Here is a 22,477-nt window from a genome sequence, read left to right on the forward strand (position 1 = left end):
TAATCCTTGTTTATCATCAGTTACAGTTGGACACCGGAAAACGACATAAAACTCATCGCCATCAATCCGGCAGTAATGAAGGTAATGCCTAAGCCACGCAATCCGGCAGGGACATCGGAATACTTCATTTTTTCTCGGATACCGGCCAGCGCTACAATCGCTAGCATCCAACCAAAACCACTACCAACACCATATACGGCAGATTCAGCCAGGGTATACTGACGTTGAACCATAAAGGACACCCCACCGAAAATCGCACAGTTCACCGTAATCAACGGCAAGAAAATCCCTAATGCGTTATATAGCGCAGGCACGTATTTATCGAGGATCATCTCTAAGATTTGCACTAAAGCCGCAATCACCCCAATAAACGTAATAAAGCCCAAGAAACTCAAATCGACATCGGGTAAACCGGCCCAAGCCAAAGCCCCTGGAGCCAGCAGGTGGAAATAAATGATCTGGTTAACCGGCACCGAAATGCCTAACACCACAGTAACGGCGATCCCCAGACCAAGCGCTGTTTTAACCTTTTTAGATACAGCCAGAAAAGTACACATCCCAAGCAGGAATGACAGGGCCATATTTTCAATAAAAACAGACTTGATGAAAATACTGATTAAATGCTCCATGCTCTTACTCCTTCGGTTCCTGCTGCTCTGGACGCCAAGTCCGAATAGCCCAGATCAATAATCCAATCACAAAGAAGGCACTCGCAGGCAACAGCAACAGACCGTTTGGATGATACCAACCACCATTGGCAATCAACGGTAAAATTTTAATACCAAATACCGAACCTGATCCCAACAGTTCACGGATGAAGCTCACAACCATTAGAATAGCGCCGTACCCCAGACCGTTACCAATCCCGTCTAAAAAGCTCTCGATTGGCGGACTTTTCATCGCATACGCTTCCGCACGGCCCATCACGATACAGTTCGTGATAATCAGCCCCACATAAACCGATAGCTGTTTCGAAATATCATAAGCAACGGCTCGTAGCACTTGGTCAACCACAATCACCAATGACGCGATAATCGCCATCTGTACAATAATTCGGACACTGGATGGGATCTGATTACGAATCAGAGAGATAAAAAAGTTTGAAAATGCAGTCACGATGGTCAGAGCCACTGCCATCACAAATGCATTTTCCATTTTACTGGTCACCGCCAATGCCGAACAAACCCCCAGCACCTGAAAGGTAATCGGGTTATTGGCAACAACGGAGCCTAACAGAATCTGCTTGATTTCTTTTGCACTAGCCATTGTTTAGCTCTCCTTGACGCAATTTTGTCAGGTAATGGGCATACCCTTCCTGACCGAGCCAAAATTTAAAGGTATTGCGAACCCCATTACTGGTTAATGTTGCTCCAGATAAAGCATCCACTTTAGATCGTGCACTCGGAGCCGCTTCCCCTTTGACCAGAGTTAACGCTGGCTGAAATTTTTCGTCATACAATTTCTTACCTACGAACTTAGCTCGCCAGTTTGGGTTTTCAACTTCCCCACCCAATCCGGGAGTTTCCCCCTGATCATAATAGATAATCCCCTGAACCGTATTACCATCCGGAGCCACTGCCAAAAATGCATACATCATTGACCACAACCCTCGCCCATGAATCGGTAAAATCACCCGGTCCAGCTTACCGCTGTCATCATGAACTAAATAAACAGTGGCATAATTTGAACGACGAATAATCCCGGCCGTATCTTGTTCCGGAGATAACCGGATACTCATAGTCGGATCTTCAGCCGCTTTCTTTTGATCAAAACTAGCCGGATTAATTTGATGACTATCGACATACTCACCGGTATTCAAATTAACGACTTTCGTTTCGATGTATTTTTTATAAACATCCGAAATTCGCTTACCTTGAGTCGAGACTCCAGATACAGCCAAAATATTCTTCTGTTTATCCAGTAATTTATTGTTGTTCTGCATACCGCGTAAACCAATCGCAGCGCCCGAAACAACAATAGAGCAGATCAGGCTAATACCAACCACTACTTTGATTGTTTTAGCTAAAGAATCATTACTCGACATTGCGTGCCATCCTCCGCTTAATGTTGGCTTGTACGACAAAGTGGTCAAACAACGGCGCGAATAAGTTGGAGAACAAGATCGCTAACATCATGCCTTCTGGAAACGCAGGGTTAACAACACGAATAAACACCACCATTGCCCCAATCAAAATGCCATACCACCATCGAGCTTTATCCGTAAACGCGGCTGAAACAGGATCGGTTGCCATAAAGAACATGCCTAGCGCAAAGCCCCCTAAGACAAAATGCCAATAAGCCGGAATACTAAACATGTGATTGGTCGATGAACCAATTAAGTTGAGCATCGTGCTGACCACGATCATGCCGATCATCACCCCACCGACAATTCGCCAAGATGCAACCTGGGTATACATGATGACCAATCCACCCAACAGCAACAAAAAGGTAGAGGTTTCCCCAATAGACCCTTGCATAAAGCCAAAGAAAGCATCCTGCCAAGTCAGGCCGGTACTCATTAATGCATGCAGCCCGCCACTGGCAGCGACACTCAAAGAGGTCGCACCCGAGAAACTATCGACAGCCGTCCACACTGCATCACCGGACATATTGATAGGATAAGCAAAGAATAAAAATGCTCGTCCAGCCAATGCAGGGTTCAGGAAGTTTTTACCGGTCCCACCAAAGACTTCCTTGGCGATGACCACACCGAACGAAATACCGAGCACAACCTGCCACAACGGAATAGTCGGCGGCAAGGTCATGGTGAATAAAATCGATGTAACGAAAAAGCCTTCATTCACTTCATGTTTGCGGACCATGGCAAACAAGACTTCCCAGAATCCCCCGACCACAAAGGTCACGGCATACACGGGGATCACATAAAAAGCGCCATAGACACTTCGAGCAAACCACCCAGCGCTTTCCCCCATGGGCACACCAAGCAAGTGCATAAGCGCAACGCGCCAGTCATCCAATGGTGCCGAGCCGTGAGCGATTGCCATGTTGGCCTGATCACCGACGTTGAACATTCCGAAGAACAAAGCCGGCAGTAAGGCCATCCAAACCAGAATAATGATTCGTTTCAGATCGATATTGTCTCGAACATGGGTTCGGCTTTTCGTCACAAGTCCAGGTGAATATAAAAAAGTGTCGACTGCCTCATAAAGGGCAAACCACTTTTCATAACGCCCACCCGGCGCAAAGAGAGGTTCAATTTTATGTAACAAACGCTTCATGCTTAACCCTCCGCTTCAATTTTGGTTAAACACTGGCGAAGCACTGAACCATATTCGTACTTCCCGGGGCAAACAAAAGTACACAAAGCTAAATCTTCCTCTTCCAGCTCTAAACAACCCAATAATTGAGCACTATCCGTATCACCCGAAAGCAAATCACGCAGCAATAAAGTCGGCAGAATATCCAACGGCATAACCCGTTCATATTGCCCGATTGGAACCATTGCTCGTGCGCTCCCACCTGTTGTTGTGGTCATTGCAAAACGTTTGTGTTTGTGCAAATGAGACGTAAATACCCGAGCCAATGAGAATTTATTAGCGCCCGGCCAAGCCCAGCTTAAAAATTCTCTTTCGTACCCTTCTTTTAGGGCACAAATTTGCTGATGAAAACGTCCCAGATAAGCGAGTGTGCCTTCTGCGGTATGACCATACAGAACGCTCCCGGAGACCACTCGCAACGGCGCATCATCTTTAAGCTGTCCCTGAATAACATCATCTGTCGCAGCACCTATCTCGGTGACAACCAGACGAGGATCTTTCACTTCCGGACCCGCTAATGAAATCACCCGCTCACTAGAGATTTGCCCCGTGCTAAACAGCAACCCGAATGCAATGACATCCTGATAGTTAATGCTCCAGACACGACGGCTTAAACTGGCTGGTTTCAGGTAATGAATATGGGTACCGGCCAAACCAGCAGGATGAGGTCCAACAAATGTTTCCTCACGTACGTTACTGGCTTGGCTTTGAGGGAGTTCATAATTGCCTTTACAGACAAAAACTTCGCCTTCAGTCAGCTGACTGATTAATGAGAGACCATTCTGAAAAGCTTCGACCTGCCGATCGATAATCAATTTGGCATCAGCCGCTAGTGGGCTTGTGTCCATCGCTGTAACAAAAATGGCAGCCGGTTTTGCATCAATCTCGGGGACTTTACTAAAAGGTCGGGTTTTAAAGGCAACCCACTGTCCGGATTCGACAAGCTTGGATACAATATCATCCCGGCTTAGTTTAGAAAGCTGCTCTGAAGTCACCGCGCCAAAATCTTTCGCAGGCGAATCATCCTTTTGGATGACAACCGACTGCAAAACCCGACGCTCACCCCGATTTACGGCAACAATTTCACCAGAAGCCGGAGCGGTATATAGAACACCTGGATTTTTTTTATCTTCAAATAACACGTCCCCTTTAGCGACATGATCGCCAACTTTGACTTTCATTGTCGGACGCATTCCGACATAGTCTCCGCCGAGCACTGCTACATGTGAAGCAAAGAGGTTATCCGTGACTTGCTGCTTCGGTGCGCCACTGATGGGCACATCCAGTCCTTTTTTTATTGAAATCATACTCTCTTACACATTAGATTAGGTCGAAGATGAGTGATTGTCTAATGCAGGTTAAACCCAGTTTGCATTGATAACAAATCCAACGAAACGAGGCTTACAACTGATTAAAAACCGCATTATTCTAGCACCAATAATTCATAGCCTGCTATGTTAAATGCCTTATATCCATAGTTTTTTTAAATAAATAGCGCTTATTTAACCATTCATTATCAAAAAAATACCGACTCAGGAATATCCTTACAAGTCTAGTATAATGACGAATGTCTGCTTCATACGATCTCTATTATTTTTAAAGCAGATACGTTCAAAATAAGACGAAAGGCTTAACTCCCCCGGCAGTTCGGGGAATCAGGAATTTGCTGATGGGATACCCATTCCTGTGGCGTAAATGTGTGCAATGCCAATGCATGCACGGGGCCGGAAAGCAGATCGACTAAACAAGCATGGACTTGCTTATGCCGCAACAATAACCGCTTTCCTTCAAACTGTTCACTCACAACTGCAACTTTGAAGTGACTTTCGGAACCAGCCGGAACGTGATGCCGATAACTTTCATTTTCGATATGCAGATATGAAGGTGAAAAATCGCGTTCAAGACGTTGCTGAATTTCTGCCTCAATAGACATGCTTTCCTCAAATGCTCCCGATTAGGTAAAATGATTATAAAGCGAAACCCTTACAAATGTTAAGATTTTTAAAAAATTTGTCTAAATGTTAGATTTAATCGACATCCTACTATTTTTTTAGTTTTCGCTACGCTATGTTGATAGTAAGATTGACATTCGCCACCCATCATCAACAAATCTCCCGCCCCTAACTCCAGCTCGATAATTTTCTGATGTCCGCTTTTGGCCCGGAGTAAAAAACGACGCGGCTGACCCAGACTGAGCGACGCAATCATCGGTTTATCGCCCAATTCAGCTTCATCATCACTGTGCCATCCCATTGAATCGCTCCCATGGCGATAGAGATTAGCCAAGACACTGTTAAAATGATAACCACTTTGCAACCGTAGTTGTTGGCACCATCGTAGGATTGGCTCCGGCCAAGGCTGAGGCTCCCGGGTATTTCCGCTGTAGCGATAGCAACACGCTTCATCGGCAATCCAAGCCGATAATCGCGGTTCCAGTACATTTCGCCCGAAAAGTCTAATCGTATGCTGCTGCCACTGGATCTGCGAAATCAGATCGTCAAGATCACTCTCTACGGCCCAATGCGGGTAATATTGCAACCAACTATCATGATCTAAGGCGATATATTCAGGAACATTATTCATTTAAATAAACCGAATAGTCGCTTTGTGAAAATGCATTCGATAGAATTTGCCCACTTTATTTTCCGGATATTTTGCCATGGCTCAGTCAACCCAGACCCAATTTTCATCGACGCTGCAATTGGAACGAATGCCTCGACAACATCCTGCAGAACTGCGGGCATGGAGTGCTGCTGACGAACTGATAAGCCAATATACACTAGACACCATTCCCCGCTCTCACACGCTGGCGATATTCAACGATGATTTTGGTGCGATTAGTTGCATCTTAAATGAATATTCTCAAAGATGGTATAGTGATTCATATTTAGCCCATCAAGCATTAGCTCATAACCGGCGGCACAATCAGTTTCCATCACAAATGGCACAAGATTTAACCACACCGTTACAACCTGCCGATGCCTGGTTGATTAAGATCCCAAAATCACTGGCTCTTTTTGAATACCAATTATCCCAACTCAGTCTCATCGCCACACCCGAACAGCCCATTATTTTCGTCGCAATGGTTAAATTTCTTACAAAAGGTTTTTTCAATTTAATCGAGCATTATTTAGGCCCAGTGACAACTTCGCTGGCGCAAAAAAAGGCTCGTTTATTATTTAGTCATGCGACTTTGGGCCCCAAACCAACATCTTACCCATTATCATGGAGTGCCAAACCGGATTATCCTTGGGAATTTCATGACCACGCTGGCGTTTTCTGTCTTGGAAAACTCGATATTGGCAGCCGCTTTTTAATCGAACATCTACCCGATAGTAATTATCAGAATATTGTTGATTTAGGCTGTGGTAATGGTTTGCTTACATTAGCCGCTCTCCGCCGCTGGCCAAATGCCAATCTGACCGCCTGCGATGAATCCTTTATGGCCGTAGCCAGTACGATGGCCAACGTACAACACAACTACCCGGAACAATATTCGCATTTCACCGGCCGCGTTGATCACGCACTCTCCAATCACCCTAGCGCGAGTGCTGATTTAATCCTTTGTAATCCCCCTTTTCATCAGCAACAAACCATCTCGACCTATATTGCTCAAACAATGTTCAAAGATGCCTACCGTTGTCTCGGCGATCAAGGCGAGTTATGCGTCATTGCCAATCGCCATTTACCCTATGCCGGATTACTTAAAACTATTTTCAAAGGCGTAAAGGTACTCGCTTCCAACTCTAAATTTGTTATCCTGATGGCGAAAAAATATCATTCCAGAGGTTAATTATGCACGCCTGGTTCCAAGCGTTTAAACGGTTATCAATAATTACGGGGCTGTTATTGTTGGCTGCATGTAGCAGCACACATGCGCCCAAACAAGTCTACCTTGACCCACAGCCGGTTTCTTCAGGCAATCTGCAACCGGCATCCGGGATAACTGTCAAATTAGTCGTCAATGACCTTCGTAAACAACATTTTTTGATCGCTATTCATAAAGATGGTGAAGAAAAACTAGATTTAATCGCAAGTGCCAATAATGTACGTCAGTCCATTGAAAAAGCGATTCGTCAGAGCCTCGAAGCACGAAATATCACTGTGACGGACAGTGCTCATGATACCCTAACCGTTGAAATCATCGATTTGAGCTGTAACGCGCAGCAACATATGGCCGATTATAGTGCTATCACGCAGGTCACCCTCAAAGCGACCTTCAAAACCGATCGCCGGACGATTGTCCGTCAATATACGGCAAGCCGCCGTAATACCGGAAGTTTTTCCGTGGATGTCAGCCAGCAACAAAACCAGTTAAACCAAACCCTCAATGCGGTATTAACTGGTTTACTTACCGATAATCGACTGCTAAGTAAGGATTAATTTAATGAAACGATGGTTATTGTTATTTTCTCTGATTTGGCTTCAGTTCCCGGCACTGGCGACCACCGTACGATTCGAAACCAATCTGGGCCATTTTGACCTTACCCTAGATACGGATAAGGCCCCGAAAACCTGCGAGAATTTTCTCCGATATGTGAAAGATGGCAGCTATCAGGGCAGTATTTTTCATCGAGTTATTCAAAATTTTGTGATTCAGGGAGGGGGCTTTTTAGCCAATGGAGAACGCTTACCCAACTACCCATCCGTCGTTAATGAATCAAACAACGGTTTATCCAATGTCACCGGAACCATCGCCATGGCCCGAACCAGCGATCCTGATTCAGCAACCCGACAGTTCTACATTAACGTCCATGACAATCCATTTTTAGATGGTTCTTCCCAAAAACCCGGATATACAGTTTTTGGGAAAGTCACCCAAGGCATGGATACCATTGAAAAAATTGCAACCCAGCCCACCGGCAATGATAATAATTTAGGGATGCCCGATGTGCCACAAACTCAGATTGTCATCCAAAAAGTAATGCTCGTTGCCGATCCGCAATGAAATTAACCCGAATACCCGATGCATGTCATGGCTGGGTAACCAGCCTTAAAATCTATGGACAAAAGCCTGTTTTACTAATGCTGAGTCTGGGATTCTCATCCGGGCTCCCACTATTACTAGTCTTTTCAACTCTTTCATTTTGGCTTCGGGAAGCCGGAGTCAGTCGCACCGAAATCGGTTATATGAGTTGGATTGCTCTGGCTTATGGCGTGAAGTGGATCTGGTCACCATTGGTCGATCATCTGTCATTTCCCATTTTAAGCCAGCATCTGGGACGACGGCGCAGTTGGATGCTCATGGCTCAACTTGCCATTATCACCGGATTAGTGGGCATGGCGTTTAGCGATCCCGCGCTCTCGGTCAGTCAACTGGTTGCTTTTGCACTGTTGGTTTCATTCAGCTCGGCCACACAGGACATGACCATTGATGCGTTTCGTATTGAGTCAGCCCCCGAGCATTTACAAGCGGCCATGGCTGCCGCTTTCATGACCGGATACCGTATCGCCATGATTGTCTCCGGAGCCGGCGTTTTATGGCTAGCAGCCGCTTTTAGTCATAGCCATAGTGATTATCAACCCCACGCCTGGCAAGCGGCCTATTTATGTATGGCCATTCTCATGGGGATTGGTTTGATCAGCGCCTTGTTCGCTAAGGAACCGCAATTACCCGCCCGAGAGGCAGCCCCTTTTCATATACTCCGACGCTACCGTCGTCAGGGGTATTCACGCTTTAAAAGCAAATTATTCGCTTGGCTCTTCCATACCATCGTCAGCCCATTTGCCGATTTTTGGAACCGTTTCCGATGGCATGCCGTGCTGATTCTGTTACTAATTAGCTGTTATCGGATAGCGGATGTGGTGATGGGAGTTATGGCTAATGCATTTTATGTTGATATGGGATTTAGTAAAGCCGATGTCGCCAGTATTTCTAAAGTGTTTGGCGTGATCATGACTCTGGTTGGCGCTGGCTTCGGAGGTATTTTAGTCAATCGCTTCGGAACTGGGAAAATTCTGTTCTGCGGGGCATTACTGACCGCCTCGACTAACTTGCTCTTTAGTTATATGGCCACCCAGCCCCCATCGTTGGCATTATTAACCTGTGTCATCAGTGCTGACAACTTAAGCGCCGGGATTGCAACAGCCGCCTTTATTACCTATTTAAGTTCTTTAACTAATATCGCTTTTTCCGCCACTCAATATGCCCTTTTAAGTTCCATCATGCTATTGCTTCCGAAATTTCTGGCTGGTTTTTCTGGCGTATTAGTTGACCATATTGGCTATAATCACTTCTTCATGGTAACGGCACTAATGGGCCTGCCATCGTTACTTTTAATCGCTGTATTAATGCAATTGAAACCGTTTTCAAAAAAATAGTTTCCATCGATAAGCGACTCGCCTAACAGTTTAAAATAGCTAACTTATTTACCCTGAGATATAACCATTTCATCCATAGATTAATGAATGAATCTATTTAGATAATAGTTTTCAACTTCATATAGAGACCCTAGTTATGCGAGCTTATGATGCGATGTGTAACGGCGAACGTTACTGTATTAATGATCCTGAATTAGTTGAAATGCGTTTTAAAACTCGAGAGCTGATCGATCAAATGAATCAGCTAGGACCTCGAGAAGGAGAACGGCAATACCAACTATTACAACAATTATGTGGCTCTATCGGTGATGATATTCACATTGAAAAGCCATTACATATTGATTACGGCAGTAATATTCATCTCGGTAACCACGTATTCATTAATTTCAACTGGGTCGTTCTCGATTGCTGCACAGTCAATATTGGGGATCATGTTTTTATCGGTCCTAATGTATCGCTTTATACTGCCCACCATCCCCTTGATGCCGAAACCCGAGATCAACATATCGGATTTGCAGAACCCATTACTATTGGCAATCATGTCTGGATTGGAGGTAATACGACCATTCTCCCGGGAGTCACTATTGGGGACGGTGCCGTCATTGGTGCCGGAAGTCTGGTCACCCGAGATATTAAACCGGGGATGCTGGCGGTCGGACAACCTTGTCGCGAGATCCGAAAAGCCGAAGCACGCTAACTGACCATCCACTGAACCTCTCATTAAGTGTGATTCAAACCATACCTATCACACTTAATTTCTTTTTTTTGAAAAATCCATCAATCGCAACATACGTGATTTATAGCACTTATTCGGGCCTTAACTTTGACTTTTCATATAAACTAATCATGATGCGTTTGGCCTCTCTCAGGACAAACAATATTGATTTCAGCCAGACAAGGAGCATGATCATGACCCGTTGGGGAATTCTGGGCCGTGGGGCACTAGGAAGCGTTTTTGCTGCCAAACTGGCTTTTGCCGGTGAAGATGTACACTGGGTCATGTCCGAATCTCGGGCTAACCGTCTCAGTGCAGATCCGTTCTGCTATACCCATGCACAATCATCAGAGTCGCATGCCATTCAATTACCAGTACACACCCATACTCAACAAACAGACCTGCTCATTATTGCCGTTAAAGCCTATCAGGTCGAATCAGCACTGCAATCGATTACATTAGCACCGCAAACTCAGCTTCTGACCCTACAAAATGGGATGGGCAGCCAGGATTTTATTCGCAAACACTACCCACAAAATACACTCTGGGCTGGAGTCACAACCCATGCAGCGAAACGAACTTCACAAGGCGTCTGTCACACCGGAGACGGCATCACACAAGTGGGACTTTATCATCGAGCACCCTCGCCCAGCGCACCAGACTGGATAACAGAACTGGAACAAGCCATGACAAACACACAATATCAGCTTGATATTATCCCTTTTTTGTGGCGTAAATTATTAATCAACAGCGTCATCAATCCCCTGACAGCTCTCGAACAATGCAGTAATGGAACCTTACTGGAACCCAGTTACCAACCGTTAATCCGAGAACTCACAGAAGAGCTGACTCTGGTTGCCAATGCTTGTGGACAAAATTTTCATGCAGCAGAGATCCTTGCCATCATTCGGGATGTCTGCCAAACAACCGCAGCCAATCATTCATCAATGGCTGAAGATGTTCGCAATCATAGACGAACAGAAATAGAATTCATCAATGGTTATATTAAACGGCAAGCCAGGCAGCAAGGAATTGAAACGCCTATCAACGATTATCTGTATCAACAAATAAGTTAAGGAGTATGGCTATGGTCGATGTAATGGTTGCCGTTGCCCCAGGCTGTGAAGAAATAGAAACCGTTGGCATTGTCGATACTCTGCGTCGAGCGCAGTTTGACGTAGATCTAGTGAGTGTTGGTGATGAACTCACCGTTGAATGTTCACGCCGGATCCGACTCACGGCCGACAAATTACTCGACGAAGTGAAGCCGGGAGATTACCAACTTTTGGTCTTACCCGGTGGAGCTCCTGGATGCGAATATATGAAAAACCACCCGCAGTTTATTCAATTTATTCGCGATTTTTATCATGCTCCTAATTATCTCGCGGCTATCTGTGCTGCTCCGGCAGCGGTATTACAGACACATCATATTGCTCCCGGAGCAATCAAGACTTGCCATCCCGATTACTTTAAAGACTTACCATCGGATAAACGCAGTGAACAGCGAGTCGTGATCGATGCCGAAGCCAGACTCATTACCAGCCGAGGGCCGGGAACCGCAATTGAGTTTGCCTTGGCCATCATCAAAGAGTTAGCTGGTTCGACCTTGGCGGAGCAAGTTGCAAAACCGATGCTAAATCAGGCATAACAAACCCTAGGACTAGGGTGACTCTTTCAATAGATAATTCACAAAAAAACGCGCTTTTCAAAGCGCGTTTTATCAGAGCAACCGTCAAACGATAAACACTAACGATTTGAATAAACGCTCACGTTCAAATGACCTTGCTCTTTTAAGTACAACGCCTGCAATTTACTCATCACACCCCGTTCACAATAAAGCAAATAGTGCTTACTGGTATCGAGTTCTGCAAAGCGGGTTGATAATTTAAAAAACGGAATATGTAAAATCTCAACGCCATCCAGCGTTAGCGGTTTCGCTTCATGTTCTTCATCACTGCGAATATCAACCACAATCTGTTCAGCCTGAACATCTCGCACCGTTGCAACTTCGACAACTTCCCGATCACTGTCCCGACCAATATCCCGAATATCCATCACCCGAGCAGCCGCCACTACTTTTTCCAGCACATCCGCATCAAAGTTTGCTTCTTCAGCTAATAGTTTGGCTTCAACTGCTTTAACCGTCGGTTTTCGTGAAATCACACCGCAATATTCAGGCATAGTCTCAGCCATATCTGCGGTTCCAATATGTCGGGCACAATCAATAATATCCTGCTTATCCTTAGCAATTAGTGGCCGTAAAATCAGGGTATCTGTTACTTTATCGATCATCGATAGATTCGTCAGTGTCTGACTAGATACCTGTCCCACCGCTTCACCCGTCACTAAGGCCGGAATATTAAACTCTTCAGCCACCCGAGATGCCGCTCGCATCATCATTCGTTTAAGCACCACGCCCATTAGAGAATTTTCGACTTTAGTCAAAATTTCACCAACAACCGGCTCAAAATCAATCGTAATAAATTTAACTCGATGCGATGAACCAAAACGCCGCCATAGATAGTGGGCCATTTGTTTCACCCCGATCTCATGAGCCGCACCGCCTAAATTAAAAAAGCAATAGTGCACACGTGACCCGCGGCGAATGAGTTCATAACTCGCCACACCTGAATCAAACCCACCAGAAATCAGTGACAGCACACTTTCCTGTGTTGCAATTGGGAATCCACCCAACCCTTTATGTTGATGCTCAACGATATACAGTGTCTGATTTTCAATTTCCAAGCGTACAGTGACATCCGGATTTTTCAGTCGAACCCCAGCTGCATCCGTATATTGGTTCAGCCCACCCCCAATATAACGTTCGGCTTCAACCGACGTAAAATCATGTTGACCAACACGACGCACACGCACACAAAAGGTTTTACCGGCTAATTTATCTTTCCAGATGGCATGAGTCAGCTCATAGGCATGATGGAGATCCGTAAACTCATAGCTGGATACTTCTAAAAAATGTTGGATCCCCGGCGTACTAGCCAGTGCCTCAACAATCGCATCACGTTTTGTAACATCCTGAGTTCGAACCACCAGATGATCCCAGTCTCGAGCGACCCGGACACTGTCATCAATATTTTGCAGGACATTACGAATATTACCCTGCAACATTTTGCTAAACCGCTGCCGAACAGAGCGGCTTTTAATCATAATTTCCGGGAATAATTTGACAATAAACTTCATGATGAGATTTCGAGGTTAAAAATTCGGCGCACATTATACACCCGAATCAGCAGAATATGTAACCGGGTTTTATTCACAAATTCTGCTGATTATTTATTCTGAACGCGATTGCTCACGCAATGGAGTCACCGAGATCGGATCAGAAATCTTCGCCTTACCTTGCATAATGCTAATTTCAACCCGTCGGTTGCGAGCTCTATGCTCTGCGGTATCGTTTTTGACCAAAGGATCGGTATCGGCCAAGCCTCTGACAATCAACTTCGATTCATCAAATCCAGGAACCTTAATCATCACCTGAGCCACAGACACTGCTCTTTGAGCCGAAAGATCCCAATTGGAACGATACAACTCCGATACGGCTCGCTGATTATCCGTATTTCCTGACACCGTGACGATCCCCGGAATATCTTTAATCACGGTCGCAATTTTTTCAATAATCGGTCGGAACTGAGGTTGCAGAAACGCCGAACCGGAAGGGAATGAACCTTTTTCACGCACACGAATAATAATTTGCTGCCCTAATGATTCAACCTCAATGGCCCCTTCTTTAATTTCAGTTTTTAACTGCAGAGCAATCCGTTTGGCAACTTCACTTTGCGCCGTCGTCGATGGGCTAGATTGGGGTGTCGGCCGAGTATCACTTTGGGGCGTATTCCCCCCGGTTTGTTGACCGGAATTACGCTCTTCCCCACCCGATTTACTATCTTCGCCTTTATGAAAATCCAGTTCCGTCTGGGTCACATCAACCGTCTGCTGCATAATGGTTTCAATCGGTGTTGGCTCGGGCCGTCCCGGACGAAACTCCATCGCAATCACCGAAGTTCCTTTCGGAATATCTTTCACTTCCAACTGATTTTGCACCCCGAAAGCATACTTCATCGAACCGGCGATCTGTTTAAACTTCAGAACATCCATTTCTGAGAAAGAGAGCAGCAATACAAAAAAGCAAAGCAGCAGCGACATCAAATCTGAGAAAGTTGCCATCCACGCCGGTAGACCAGGGGGGCATTTGCATTCTTGTTCTTCGTCCATCCCGATCCTCGATTACTCGCCTTCAGCTTTGCGTTTTGATTCTTGCAAATAATTTTTCAGTAGCCCTTCGATGACTCGAGGGTTTTGTCCATCCTGGATCCCCAATACCGCATCAACCACTAATGAGCGGTTGTTGGCTTCTTCAGCCGAACGTAAATCCAATTTATTAGCAATCGGGATCGCCACCATGTTAGCCAACATCGCACCATACAACGTTGTCAGCAAGGCCACAGCCATCGCCGGGCCAATGGATTTTGGGTCAGACATATTTGATAACATGGCCACTAACCCAACCAGAGTACCGATCATTCCCATGGCCGGAGCCACATCACCAATCGCTTTAAAAATACTGGAGCCTACTTCATGCCGTTCCTGCGTCAGTGCAATATCTTTACGCAATGTGCTACGAACCACTTCCGCATCATAGCCATCCACCAACATGCCAACCCCTTTGGCCATAAAGTCATTGGGGATCTCAGCTTCTTCTAAGGCCAGAAATCCCCCCTTACGCGCCGAATCGGCCAACTCTACAGCTTTAGAAATCAACTCTTCAGGTTTATCGGCTTTAAACAAAAAGGCTTTCCCAGCAATTTTAGCGGCACCCAGGAATTGTCCCAGGTTATATTTCATCAATACCACAAATAGTGAGCCGCAAATTACAATCAAAATGGACGGAACATCCACAAACGCACTGATGTCCCCCCCCATCAACATGGCCATTAATACGAAGGCAAAACCGCCTAACAAGCCGACTAGCGTCGCTAAATCCACAGCTATCATCCCTCTTTAGTTACAATTCCAATGGCTCAAGCCGAACCCATTACCAACAATGGCTAAATTCTATCGAATTTAAACACAACATGCCTGTACTCGTTTCATCAGCCTAAAACGGCTCACCGAGTTAATTCCAGCGATTCACACATCAAGGCTCATTTTTCCAATTCGCCTTTTCAGCTTTGGTGAAGAAGGTCAACTCATCGGCTTAGTTTCTTAAATAGAGCAACTGCTCATGCTCAGTTCATCAATTGCAGCAAAATCAATACGACCCGAGATCAATATGCACCATTCACTCTACTTCTCTGAACATATATTATGGACAATAATATGCAATATATTATCGGTTACCAAAATAAATACTTTAACCGTTGTAGGATATACCGTTATGATCAGATCATAAATGCCGGCTCAAAGTAGAACAGGAAGATAGTAACTTCATGAAAAAACCAGAAAATATGAGCTTTGAAGAATCCTTAAACGAGTTAGAGCAACTCGTTCAAGAACTCGAAAGCGGCGATTTACCGCTAGAGCAAGCGATGAAACATTTTGAACGGGGTATTGCTCTTTCAGGCGCCGGCCAGCAAAAACTCGAACAGGCGGAACAGCAGATCAAAATTTTGCAGCAAAATAGTGTTGAAGCCCCTTTATCTGACTTTGACACAGAAGGTGACCAGTGAATCAGGCGCTCACTCAATCAATCCAAAATTGCCGGGAACATATCGATCACTATTTGCTGCAAAAACTACAGCAATTACCGATGAGTGATGCACGGCTGTTGGATGCTATGCGACATAGCTTATTGTTAGGTGGAAAACGCATCCGACCATTACTGGTCTATCTGACTGGGGAACTAAAAGCAGTTTCTGCAGACCAAATGGCTCCGGTAGCAGCGGCTATAGAATCCATCCATGCTTACTCGTTAGTCCATGATGATCTTCCGGCAATGGATGATGATCAATTGCGTCGGGGGCAACCTACCTGTCATATAGCATTTGATGAAGCAACGGCGATTCTGGCAGGCGATGCGCTGCAAACTTTAGCTTTTGAATTACTGAGTCAAGCCCATGCTTTTTCCGCCGAGAAACGATTAGCCATGATCCAAGAGCTGAGTCAGGCCGCCGGATTTCAAGGCATGTGTGGCGGACAAGCCGTTGATATTGCAGCGACCGGAAAACAACAATCGCTCGATGAACTGGAACGAATGCATCAACTCAAAACCGGGGCTTTAATCCGGGCTGCTGTTCGTTTAGGAGCCATTGCTTCAGGCATAGAAATTCCAGAGCACCGTCGTTATTTGGATCAATATGCTCAAGCGATTGGTCTGGCATTCCAAGTTCGAGATGATATTCTGGATGTGACGAGCGATACGCAAACCCTTGGCAAACCTCAGGGTAGTGATATTTCACATCATAAAAGTACCTATCCATCCCTATTAGGTCTGGCAAAAGCCCAGCAAAAATGTGAACTTCTGCGTCATGAAGCCCTACAAGCTTTGGAAGGCTTACCCTACAATACAGATAAACTCGCATTACTTGCAGATTACATTGTCCAAAGAGACAAATAGCGTTGTAACAACAGATCAACTTATGAGCCTAAATATTCAGAATTACCCTAATCTGGCACTTGTTAACTATCCGGAAGATCTTCGGCAACTCTCCTTAAGCCGGTTGCCGGAACTCTGTTCAGAACTGCGAGATTATTTGCTGACCACCGTCAGTCAAAGTAGTGGGCATCTAGCCTCTGGGCTGGGAGTAGTCGAACTGACCGTCGCGCTACACTACGTATACCAAACCCCCTTTGATCAACTTATCTGGGATGTCGGTCATCAAGCTTATCCTCATAAAATCTTAACGGGTCGTCGGGAACAAATGGCAACCATCCGCAAGAAAGGCGGATTGCACCCTTTCCCGTGGCGAGAAGAGAGTGAATATGACACCTTGAGTGTCGGCCATTCCAGCACTTCGATTGGAGCCGCACTGGGAATGGCTGTCGCAGCCAATCGCGAAAAACAAGGGCGTAAAGTCGTCGCTGTTATCGGCGATGGTGCCATGACCGCCGGGATGGCTTTTGAAGCGCTCAATCATGCAGGAAGTACGCGTGATGACCTATTAGTGGTGTTGAATGACAATGAGATGTCGATATCCGAAAATGTCGGGGCACTCAATAATTCATTGGCTCGGATCATGTCCGGAAGTGTTTATTCAACCCTTCGCGAAGGCAGTAAAAAATTACTCAAAGGGCTACCGCCCATAAAAGAGCTGGCCAAGCGAACAGAAGAGCACATCAAAGGGATGGTCGCGCCAGGAACCCTATTTGAAGAATTTGGATTTAATTATATTGGGCCAATGGATGGGCATGATGTCAAAGGATTAGTTCAGATCCTCAAGAATATGCGCGACCTCAAAGGGCCACAGCTGCTGCACATCATCACCAAAAAAGGCAAAGGCTATCTTCCTGCCGAACGAGATCCCATTAGTTATCATGCGGTTTCACCTTTTGATCCCCAAAGTACCCAATTACCGAAGAAAACCTCGACCACGACATTTTCTGGTGTGTTCGGCAACTGGATCTGCGACATGGCCGAACAGGATCCCAAATTAATGGGCATTACCCCTGCCATGCGCGAAGGTTCCGGGATGGTTGAGTTTTCTAAACGGTTTCCGAAGCAATATTTTGATGTTGCAATTGCCGAACAACATGCCTTGACCTTCGCGGCCGGATTAGCGATTGGCGGACAACATCCGGTGGTTGCCATTTACAGCACATTTCTACAGCGTGCCTATGATCAACTAATCCATGATATTGCCATTCAGAATCTTTCGGTATTACTTGCCATTGATCGAGCGGGTATCGTCGGTGCAGACGGTCCAACCCACCAAGGTGCTTTTGACCTAAGTTTTCTGCGCTGTGTGCCTAATTTGGTGATCATGACCCCTTCCGATGAAAATGAATGTCGCCAGATGCTCTATACCGGTTACATTCATCAGGGACCCGCGGCCGTTCGCTATCCGAGAGGAGGTGCTATCAATGCACCAATAGAACAACCCATGCGAGCGCTTGCTCTCGGCAAGGGCAAAATTCGCCGACACGGTCAGAAAATTGCTATTCTTTGTTTTGGACCACTCCTGCATGAAGCGCTTGAGGCAGCCAAAACTTTAAATGTCACCGTGGTCGACATGCGTTTTGTAAAACCGTTAGATGGCTCCTGTATCGATCAATTAGTCACAGAACATGAACAACTGGTCACATTAGAAGATAATGCCATCATGGGCGGCGCTGGTTCCGCTGTTGCGGAATACCTACAAAGCGCAGGTCACCACATTCCACTGCTGCAAATAGGACTTCCAGATCGATTCATCAGCCAAGGCTCTCAAACTGAAGTGTATGCCGAATTAGGCTTAGACAGTCAGGGAATTATCCGTAAGCTTCAACCGCTACTTACCGATTAAATGAAACCACCTGAACGCCATATAAGCGATTATTTAAGACCTTTATTGTCGTTCAGGTGATGGGCTGCTAAGGCGTTTGAAGCAATGGAATTTCATCAAAATAGGGAAATCCCATTGAATTATCAATCGCCTTTGCACTCAGTTTTGCATTTACCCCCCACAGAGCATGTTGCCAGAAAAGCGGTTTAAAATGCTGTCCCTCAGCCAACTGATAGACAAATTGCCCTAGTTGCTTCGAGGTTTTCAGTGAAGGCGATGATTGTTCAATCGTCCGCCAATGACGCCGTAATGATTCCCGTGCTGCGGAACAATGCAAAGGAGCCGTATCCTGATGCTGCAAACCATATAGGAAGTATTTAATCCGCATCATGGTATCATTGGGTCGCCCTTGTAAAGTCATCAGGAATAAATCCCCCTGACAATGCGCCAAAGCATCTTCGAATTCATCACGATCTAAAACCGTCGTGGTAATTTCGATATTAAGCCGCATTAACATTAATTTAAGCAACAATGCACATCGAACCATATCCATGTGGGCATTTTTCATTACCACCAGCTTCAAACGCTGCTCATTGTCACTCAGTCCGGCTTGCTCAATCAGCTGATAGGCTAAATCAGGATTGTAGTTGGCCGTAATTGCATTGTTATGGCCCGCCGCATCTGCAGGAGACAATTGAGTCGCTAACTCACCCAGTTGCTGCACCACATGTAAACTGAGCATCCGGCTATCAATCGCCAAAGATAATGCTTTCCGGACTTTAAAATTGTTTAGCGGCGACCGATTTTCATTATAAATGAGCCCAACCCAGTTCATATATCGGGCTGGTTTAGGTTCTAAAAACGGAATTTTGATTAAAGAATCCCAACGGGCTGCGGCCAGCCTATCCACAATATCAACATCTCCATTCACCAGCGCAGTAAAACGAGTCTTTTCAAGACGCATCGGGATCACATCAATCTGAGAAATCATTCCTTCTCGAGCCCAAGTTGTCTGCGCATGTTTATGAACCAGAACCGAGCGGATCCCATCGAGATGTTCAACCACCTGATAAGGTCCACTGCCAGAAGCCAACAAATGTTTTGGATGTAGTTTGGCCTGCTGCCAACGCTGATCATAAACAAACCAATAGGTTAAACGGTATAAAAAATCCGGCGAGGGTGTATTCAGACTCACCACCAGTTGACTAGAAGAGTTCGCCTTCACCGAATGAATGACTGAAAATAATTGACGATAAAACGGGTGTTTTCGTAGCTGTTGCAAACTCCAGATGACATCATGAGCTTGCAGCGGATTTCCTGAAGAAAAAAACACATCGGTACGCAGTTGCAGTTGCCAGGATGTCGGCGATAATTGCTTCCAGTGTGTCAGCAGGCGAGGTTCCAGATCGCCTTTGGCGCCAAAGCGAACGAGTGGATCATAAATCAGGTTACCGACCATTAAACTCGCCATCGAATCATCGGTAATCGGCTGTGTAAAATGCAGGACCTGCGAACTTCCCCAGCGTATCGTCTGAGCCTGGACCCCAAAGCAGATCCCCACAATACCGACCAGAATTTGTAGCCACCGAATCATATAGGGCACCTAATCTATTGAAGGGTCTCAGTATAACAAGCGACCAGACGAAGTAAAAACACCCTTCGTCTGGTTCCTGCTATCGTTAAGAATTGTTGATCGGGAATAGGTTAAACTTTAGTCAACGCCAATGTATCTCGAACAGGCTTAACTATCCCATGAAAACTCCAATTCTAAATTCGATCCTCATCAACGGCATGACAGGCAATCCGAACGCCATCATAGTCTTTCAATTGCGGGGTCGTCTTGTGGCAAATATCACTCGCAAAACGACAACGAGCATGAAATGCACACCCTGAAGGTGGATTCAATGGAGAAGGAAGCTCGCCTTCCAACTTAATTTTTTCCACCCGGTTATCCGGATCCAGTCGTGGGGTACTGGATAAAAGTGCTTGTGTATAAGGATGACGAGGATGGCTAAAAATGGCTTCTTTACGACCATGTTCAACCACCTTACCCAAATACATGACCATCACCTGATTGGCGATATGTTCCACAACCGACAGATCATGTGAGATAAAGATATAGCTTAGTCCCATCTCTTCCTGTAGATCCATCATCAGATTTAAAACCTGAGCCTGAACGGAAACATCCAAAGCCGAAACCGGCTCATCCGCAATCACAATATCCGGCTCCAGCATCAATCCTCGGGCAATAGCAATTCGCTGGCGCTGCCCTCCAGAAAACATATGCGGATATCGATTATAAAATTCCGGCCGTAACCCAACTTTTTCCATCATTGCCCGCGCTTTTTCACGGCGCTGAGCTTTGGTTAAATTCGTATTGATAATCAACGGTTCTTCAAGTAACTGCCCGACTTTTTTACGCGGATTCAAAGAACCGTAAGGGTTCTGAAACACAATTTGGATCCGCTTACGCAATTCATGCGCCCCGTGATGACCCAACGATAAAATATCTTGTCCATCAAAGCGCAGTTCACCAGATGTAGGAGACTCAATCAAAGTCAGGCTCCGAGCTAATGTCGATTTACCACAACCAGATTCACCGACAACGGCCAGCGTTTGTCCCCGCTCAAGTTGAAACGAAACTCCGTCCAAAGCTTTAACCGTTTGCTCCGGCTTAAACATTCCCCCTTTAACCGGGTAATGTTTTTTTAACTCATGGGCTTCAAATAAAACGGATGATTCACTCATAGCGATGGATTCCCTTGTTTATCTAATGGACGGAAACATTTGACCTGACGACCTTCTTCACCTCTTAATTGAGGTTGTTGTTCCCGACAGATCTCTGTTGCATAAGGGCAACGCGGATTCAGCAAACAACCCTTGGGTCGATCAAATGCCCCTGGAACCACTCCCGGTAATGCTTTTAAGCGCCGGGCTCCCTGAGAAGATTCAGGAAGAGAAGCCAACAAGGCTTGTGTATAAGGATGATGTGGCGTTCTGAATATTTCTGAAGCAGGCCCAGTTTCAACAATCTGTCCGGCATACATCACAATAACGCGATCAGCCGCTTCAGAAACAAGTGCTAAATCATGGGTAATGAGGACCAACCCCATATTTTTTTGCTTCTGTAAATCCAGTAATAAATCCACAATCTGCGCCTGAATCGTGACATCCAGTGCCGTGGTCGGTTCATCAGCAATCAACAGTTTCGGATCACAAGCAATCGCCATTGCAATCATCACCCGTTGACTCATGCCTCCCGAGAGCTGATGCGGATAAGCTTTTAACCGCGATTCTGGAGCTGGGATCCCCACTTGACGTAATAACTCAGTTGCACGCTGACGTAACGCTTTTTTACTCGACTTTCCAAAATGGATTTTAAACGCTTCCATGATCTGGAAACCCACGGTGTAGCATGGATTTAAGCTAGTCATTGGGTCCTGAAAGATCATCGATATATCCGACCCGGTAATTTTGCGCCGCTTATCGGCTGACATTTTCAGTACTTGCTGACCATCCAGTTCCAACTCATCCGCACTAACTCGTCCGGGATAATCAATCAATCCCATAATCGACAGCGAACTGACACTTTTACCGGAACCCGATTCACCAACGATGCCAACCACTTCACCTTTATTCACACTATAGGTCACGCCATCGACCGCACGAAACGGACGGTCTTCATCGCCGAATTCGACGCAAAGATTTTTTACTTCTAATAAAGCCAT

At 45.7% G+C, this 22,477-nt stretch carries 23 protein-coding genes; 10 read left to right on the forward strand and 13 right to left on the reverse strand.

The window, feature by feature from the left end:
• Positions 1-20: 20 nt before the first annotated feature.
• The 7 genes from nqrE to ABUE20_RS12855 all read right to left on the reverse strand — a co-directional run bounded on the left by nqrE (position 21) and on the right by ABUE20_RS12855 (position 5,861).
• Positions 21-629, reverse strand: coding sequence for an NADH:ubiquinone reductase (Na(+)-transporting) subunit E (gene nqrE / locus ABUE20_RS12825; protein ID WP_408620331.1), 609 nt, complete (start codon positions 627-629; stop codon positions 21-23).
• Between the two features lie 4 nt (positions 630-633).
• Positions 634-1,266 (reverse strand): NADH:ubiquinone reductase (Na(+)-transporting) subunit D, encoded by a 633-nt coding sequence (locus ABUE20_RS12830; protein WP_408620332.1) that lies wholly within the window; start codon positions 1,264-1,266, stop codon positions 634-636.
• Positions 1,259-2,044, reverse strand: a complete 786-nt coding sequence (locus tag ABUE20_RS12835; RefSeq protein ID WP_408620333.1) for a Na(+)-translocating NADH-quinone reductase subunit C — start codon at positions 2,042-2,044, stop codon at positions 1,259-1,261. Before ABUE20_RS12835 ends, ABUE20_RS12830 begins: the two co-directional genes overlap by 8 nt.
• Positions 2,034-3,239 carry an NADH:ubiquinone reductase (Na(+)-transporting) subunit B gene (locus tag ABUE20_RS12840; protein ID WP_408620334.1) on the reverse strand — a complete coding sequence of 402 codons (1,206 nt, stop codon included), beginning with the start codon at positions 3,237-3,239 and terminating at the stop codon, positions 2,034-2,036. The genes ABUE20_RS12835 and ABUE20_RS12840 overlap by 11 nt, the downstream gene beginning before the upstream one ends.
• Positions 3,240-3,241: 2 nt before the next feature.
• Complete coding sequence (locus ABUE20_RS12845) at positions 3,242-4,585, reverse strand: Na(+)-translocating NADH-quinone reductase subunit A (RefSeq protein WP_408620335.1); 1,344 nt, start codon at positions 4,583-4,585, stop codon at positions 3,242-3,244.
• Between the two features lie 323 nt (positions 4,586-4,908).
• The gene (locus ABUE20_RS12850; protein WP_408620336.1) at positions 4,909-5,211 is read right to left on the reverse strand and encodes a BolA/IbaG family iron-sulfur metabolism protein; all 303 of its coding nucleotides are present in this window, start codon (positions 5,209-5,211) and stop codon (positions 4,909-4,911) included.
• Between the two features lie 68 nt (positions 5,212-5,279).
• Positions 5,280-5,861 carry an alpha-ketoglutarate-dependent dioxygenase AlkB family protein gene (locus ABUE20_RS12855; protein ID WP_408620337.1) on the reverse strand — a complete coding sequence of 194 codons (582 nt, stop codon included), beginning with the start codon at positions 5,859-5,861 and terminating at the stop codon, positions 5,280-5,282.
• 76 nt (positions 5,862-5,937) lie between these two features.
• Between ABUE20_RS12855 and ABUE20_RS12860 the strand changes: the two genes are divergently transcribed.
• The 7 genes from ABUE20_RS12860 (at position 5,938) to ABUE20_RS12890 (ending at position 11,962) form a co-directional block, all read left to right on the forward strand.
• Complete coding sequence (locus ABUE20_RS12860; RefSeq protein ID WP_408620338.1) at positions 5,938-7,071, forward strand: methyltransferase; 1,134 nt, start codon at positions 5,938-5,940, stop codon at positions 7,069-7,071.
• Positions 7,072-7,073: 2 nt separating this feature from the next.
• Positions 7,074-7,661: a YajG family lipoprotein gene (locus ABUE20_RS12865; protein WP_408620339.1), complete on the forward strand. Its 588-nt coding sequence runs from the start codon at positions 7,074-7,076 to the stop codon at positions 7,659-7,661.
• A 4-nt stretch (positions 7,662-7,665) separates the two neighbouring features.
• Positions 7,666-8,226 (forward strand): peptidylprolyl isomerase, encoded by a 561-nt coding sequence (locus ABUE20_RS12870; RefSeq protein ID WP_408620340.1) that lies wholly within the window; start codon positions 7,666-7,668, stop codon positions 8,224-8,226.
• Positions 8,223-9,599: an AmpG family muropeptide MFS transporter gene (locus ABUE20_RS12875; RefSeq protein WP_408620341.1), complete on the forward strand. Its 1,377-nt coding sequence runs from the start codon at positions 8,223-8,225 to the stop codon at positions 9,597-9,599. The genes ABUE20_RS12870 and ABUE20_RS12875 overlap by 4 nt, the downstream gene beginning before the upstream one ends.
• A 136-nt stretch (positions 9,600-9,735) precedes the next feature.
• Positions 9,736-10,296 (forward strand): sugar O-acetyltransferase, encoded by a 561-nt coding sequence (locus ABUE20_RS12880; protein WP_408620342.1) that lies wholly within the window; start codon positions 9,736-9,738, stop codon positions 10,294-10,296.
• A 212-nt stretch (positions 10,297-10,508) separates the two neighbouring features.
• Positions 10,509-11,390, forward strand: coding sequence for a ketopantoate reductase family protein (locus ABUE20_RS12885; protein WP_408620343.1), 882 nt, complete (start codon positions 10,509-10,511; stop codon positions 11,388-11,390).
• A gap of 11 nt (positions 11,391-11,401) precedes the next feature.
• Positions 11,402-11,962, forward strand: a complete 561-nt coding sequence (locus tag ABUE20_RS12890) for a DJ-1 family glyoxalase III (RefSeq protein ID WP_408620344.1) — start codon at positions 11,402-11,404, stop codon at positions 11,960-11,962.
• A 98-nt stretch (positions 11,963-12,060) separates the two neighbouring features.
• On the opposite strand, the gene thiI is transcribed toward ABUE20_RS12890, so the two are convergent.
• The 3 genes from thiI to pomA form a co-directional block, all read right to left on the reverse strand.
• The gene (gene thiI / locus ABUE20_RS12895) at positions 12,061-13,512 is read right to left on the reverse strand and encodes a tRNA uracil 4-sulfurtransferase ThiI (RefSeq protein ID WP_408620345.1); all 1,452 of its coding nucleotides are present in this window, start codon (positions 13,510-13,512) and stop codon (positions 12,061-12,063) included.
• 93 nt (positions 13,513-13,605) lie between these two features.
• The gene (locus ABUE20_RS12900; protein ID WP_408620346.1) at positions 13,606-14,544 is read right to left on the reverse strand and encodes a flagellar motor protein MotB; all 939 of its coding nucleotides are present in this window, start codon (positions 14,542-14,544) and stop codon (positions 13,606-13,608) included.
• Between the two features lie 12 nt (positions 14,545-14,556).
• Positions 14,557-15,315 (reverse strand): flagellar motor protein PomA, encoded by a 759-nt coding sequence (pomA, locus tag ABUE20_RS12905; protein ID WP_408620347.1) that lies wholly within the window; start codon positions 15,313-15,315, stop codon positions 14,557-14,559.
• 443 nt (positions 15,316-15,758) lie between these two features.
• Between pomA and xseB the strand changes: the two genes are divergently transcribed.
• Genes xseB through dxs form a run of 3 tightly spaced genes read left to right on the forward strand, consistent with a single transcriptional unit; the run spans position 15,759 to position 18,770 of the window.
• A complete protein-coding gene (gene xseB, locus ABUE20_RS12910) occupies positions 15,759-15,998 on the forward strand; it encodes an exodeoxyribonuclease VII small subunit (protein WP_408620348.1) in 240 nt (79 codons plus the stop codon).
• On the forward strand, positions 15,995-16,885 hold the full coding sequence (gene ispA, locus ABUE20_RS12915) for a (2E,6E)-farnesyl diphosphate synthase (RefSeq protein WP_408620349.1): 891 nt from the start codon (positions 15,995-15,997) through the stop codon (positions 16,883-16,885). The genes xseB and ispA overlap by 4 nt, the downstream gene beginning before the upstream one ends.
• Positions 16,886-16,907: 22 nt before the next feature.
• Positions 16,908-18,770: a 1-deoxy-D-xylulose-5-phosphate synthase gene (gene dxs, locus ABUE20_RS12920; protein WP_408620350.1), complete on the forward strand. Its 1,863-nt coding sequence runs from the start codon at positions 16,908-16,910 to the stop codon at positions 18,768-18,770.
• A 67-nt stretch (positions 18,771-18,837) separates the two neighbouring features.
• Here dxs and ABUE20_RS12925 read toward each other — a convergent pair whose 3' ends face one another.
• From ABUE20_RS12925 to dppD, 3 genes are all read right to left on the reverse strand, one after another.
• Complete coding sequence (locus ABUE20_RS12925) at positions 18,838-20,343, reverse strand: ABC transporter substrate-binding protein (RefSeq protein ID WP_408620351.1); 1,506 nt, start codon at positions 20,341-20,343, stop codon at positions 18,838-18,840.
• Positions 20,344-20,516: 173 nt separating this feature from the next.
• Positions 20,517-21,497 (reverse strand): peptide ABC transporter ATP-binding protein, encoded by a 981-nt coding sequence (locus ABUE20_RS12930; protein ID WP_408620352.1) that lies wholly within the window; start codon positions 21,495-21,497, stop codon positions 20,517-20,519.
• On the reverse strand, positions 21,494-22,477 hold the full coding sequence (gene dppD / locus ABUE20_RS12935; protein ID WP_408620353.1) for a dipeptide ABC transporter ATP-binding protein: 984 nt from the start codon (positions 22,475-22,477) through the stop codon (positions 21,494-21,496). The genes ABUE20_RS12930 and dppD overlap by 4 nt, the downstream gene beginning before the upstream one ends.

It is taken from the genome of Celerinatantimonas marina, assembly GCF_046054165.1.
Taxonomy (GTDB): Bacteria; Pseudomonadota; Gammaproteobacteria; order Enterobacterales; family Celerinatantimonadaceae; genus Celerinatantimonas.

Coding starts and splice junctions, on each gene's coding strand:
- nqrE (WP_408620331.1), bottom strand. CDS start 629: ATGGAGCATTTAATCAGTATTTTCATCAAGTCTGTTTTTATTGAAAAT.
- ABUE20_RS12830 (WP_408620332.1), bottom strand. CDS start 1,266: ATGGCTAGTGCAAAAGAAATCAAGCAGATTCTGTTAGGCTCCGTTGTT.
- ABUE20_RS12835 (WP_408620333.1), bottom strand. CDS start 2,044: ATGTCGAGTAATGATTCTTTAGCTAAAACAATCAAAGTAGTGGTTGGT.
- ABUE20_RS12840 (WP_408620334.1), bottom strand. CDS start 3,239: ATGAAGCGTTTGTTACATAAAATTGAACCTCTCTTTGCGCCGGGTGGG.
- ABUE20_RS12845 (WP_408620335.1), bottom strand. CDS start 4,585: ATGATTTCAATAAAAAAAGGACTGGATGTGCCCATCAGTGGCGCACCG.
- ABUE20_RS12850 (WP_408620336.1), bottom strand. CDS start 5,211: ATGTCTATTGAGGCAGAAATTCAGCAACGTCTTGAACGCGATTTTTCA.
- ABUE20_RS12855 (WP_408620337.1), bottom strand. CDS start 5,861: ATGAATAATGTTCCTGAATATATCGCCTTAGATCATGATAGTTGGTTG.
- ABUE20_RS12860 (WP_408620338.1), top strand. CDS start 5,938: ATGGCTCAGTCAACCCAGACCCAATTTTCATCGACGCTGCAATTGGAA.
- ABUE20_RS12865 (WP_408620339.1), top strand. CDS start 7,074: ATGCACGCCTGGTTCCAAGCGTTTAAACGGTTATCAATAATTACGGGG.
- ABUE20_RS12870 (WP_408620340.1), top strand. CDS start 7,666: ATGAAACGATGGTTATTGTTATTTTCTCTGATTTGGCTTCAGTTCCCG.
- ABUE20_RS12875 (WP_408620341.1), top strand. CDS start 8,223: ATGAAATTAACCCGAATACCCGATGCATGTCATGGCTGGGTAACCAGC.
- ABUE20_RS12880 (WP_408620342.1), top strand. CDS start 9,736: ATGCGAGCTTATGATGCGATGTGTAACGGCGAACGTTACTGTATTAAT.
- ABUE20_RS12885 (WP_408620343.1), top strand. CDS start 10,509: ATGACCCGTTGGGGAATTCTGGGCCGTGGGGCACTAGGAAGCGTTTTT.
- ABUE20_RS12890 (WP_408620344.1), top strand. CDS start 11,402: ATGGTCGATGTAATGGTTGCCGTTGCCCCAGGCTGTGAAGAAATAGAA.
- thiI (WP_408620345.1), bottom strand. CDS start 13,512: ATGAAGTTTATTGTCAAATTATTCCCGGAAATTATGATTAAAAGCCGC.
- ABUE20_RS12900 (WP_408620346.1), bottom strand. CDS start 14,544: ATGGACGAAGAACAAGAATGCAAATGCCCCCCTGGTCTACCGGCGTGG.
- xseB (WP_408620348.1), top strand. CDS start 15,759: ATGAAAAAACCAGAAAATATGAGCTTTGAAGAATCCTTAAACGAGTTA.
- dxs (WP_408620350.1), top strand. CDS start 16,908: ATGAGCCTAAATATTCAGAATTACCCTAATCTGGCACTTGTTAACTAT.
- ABUE20_RS12925 (WP_408620351.1), bottom strand. CDS start 20,343: ATGATTCGGTGGCTACAAATTCTGGTCGGTATTGTGGGGATCTGCTTT.
- ABUE20_RS12930 (WP_408620352.1), bottom strand. CDS start 21,497: ATGAGTGAATCATCCGTTTTATTTGAAGCCCATGAGTTAAAAAAACAT.
- dppD (WP_408620353.1), bottom strand. CDS start 22,477: ATGGCTTTATTAGAAGTAAAAAATCTTTGCGTCGAATTCGGCGATGAA.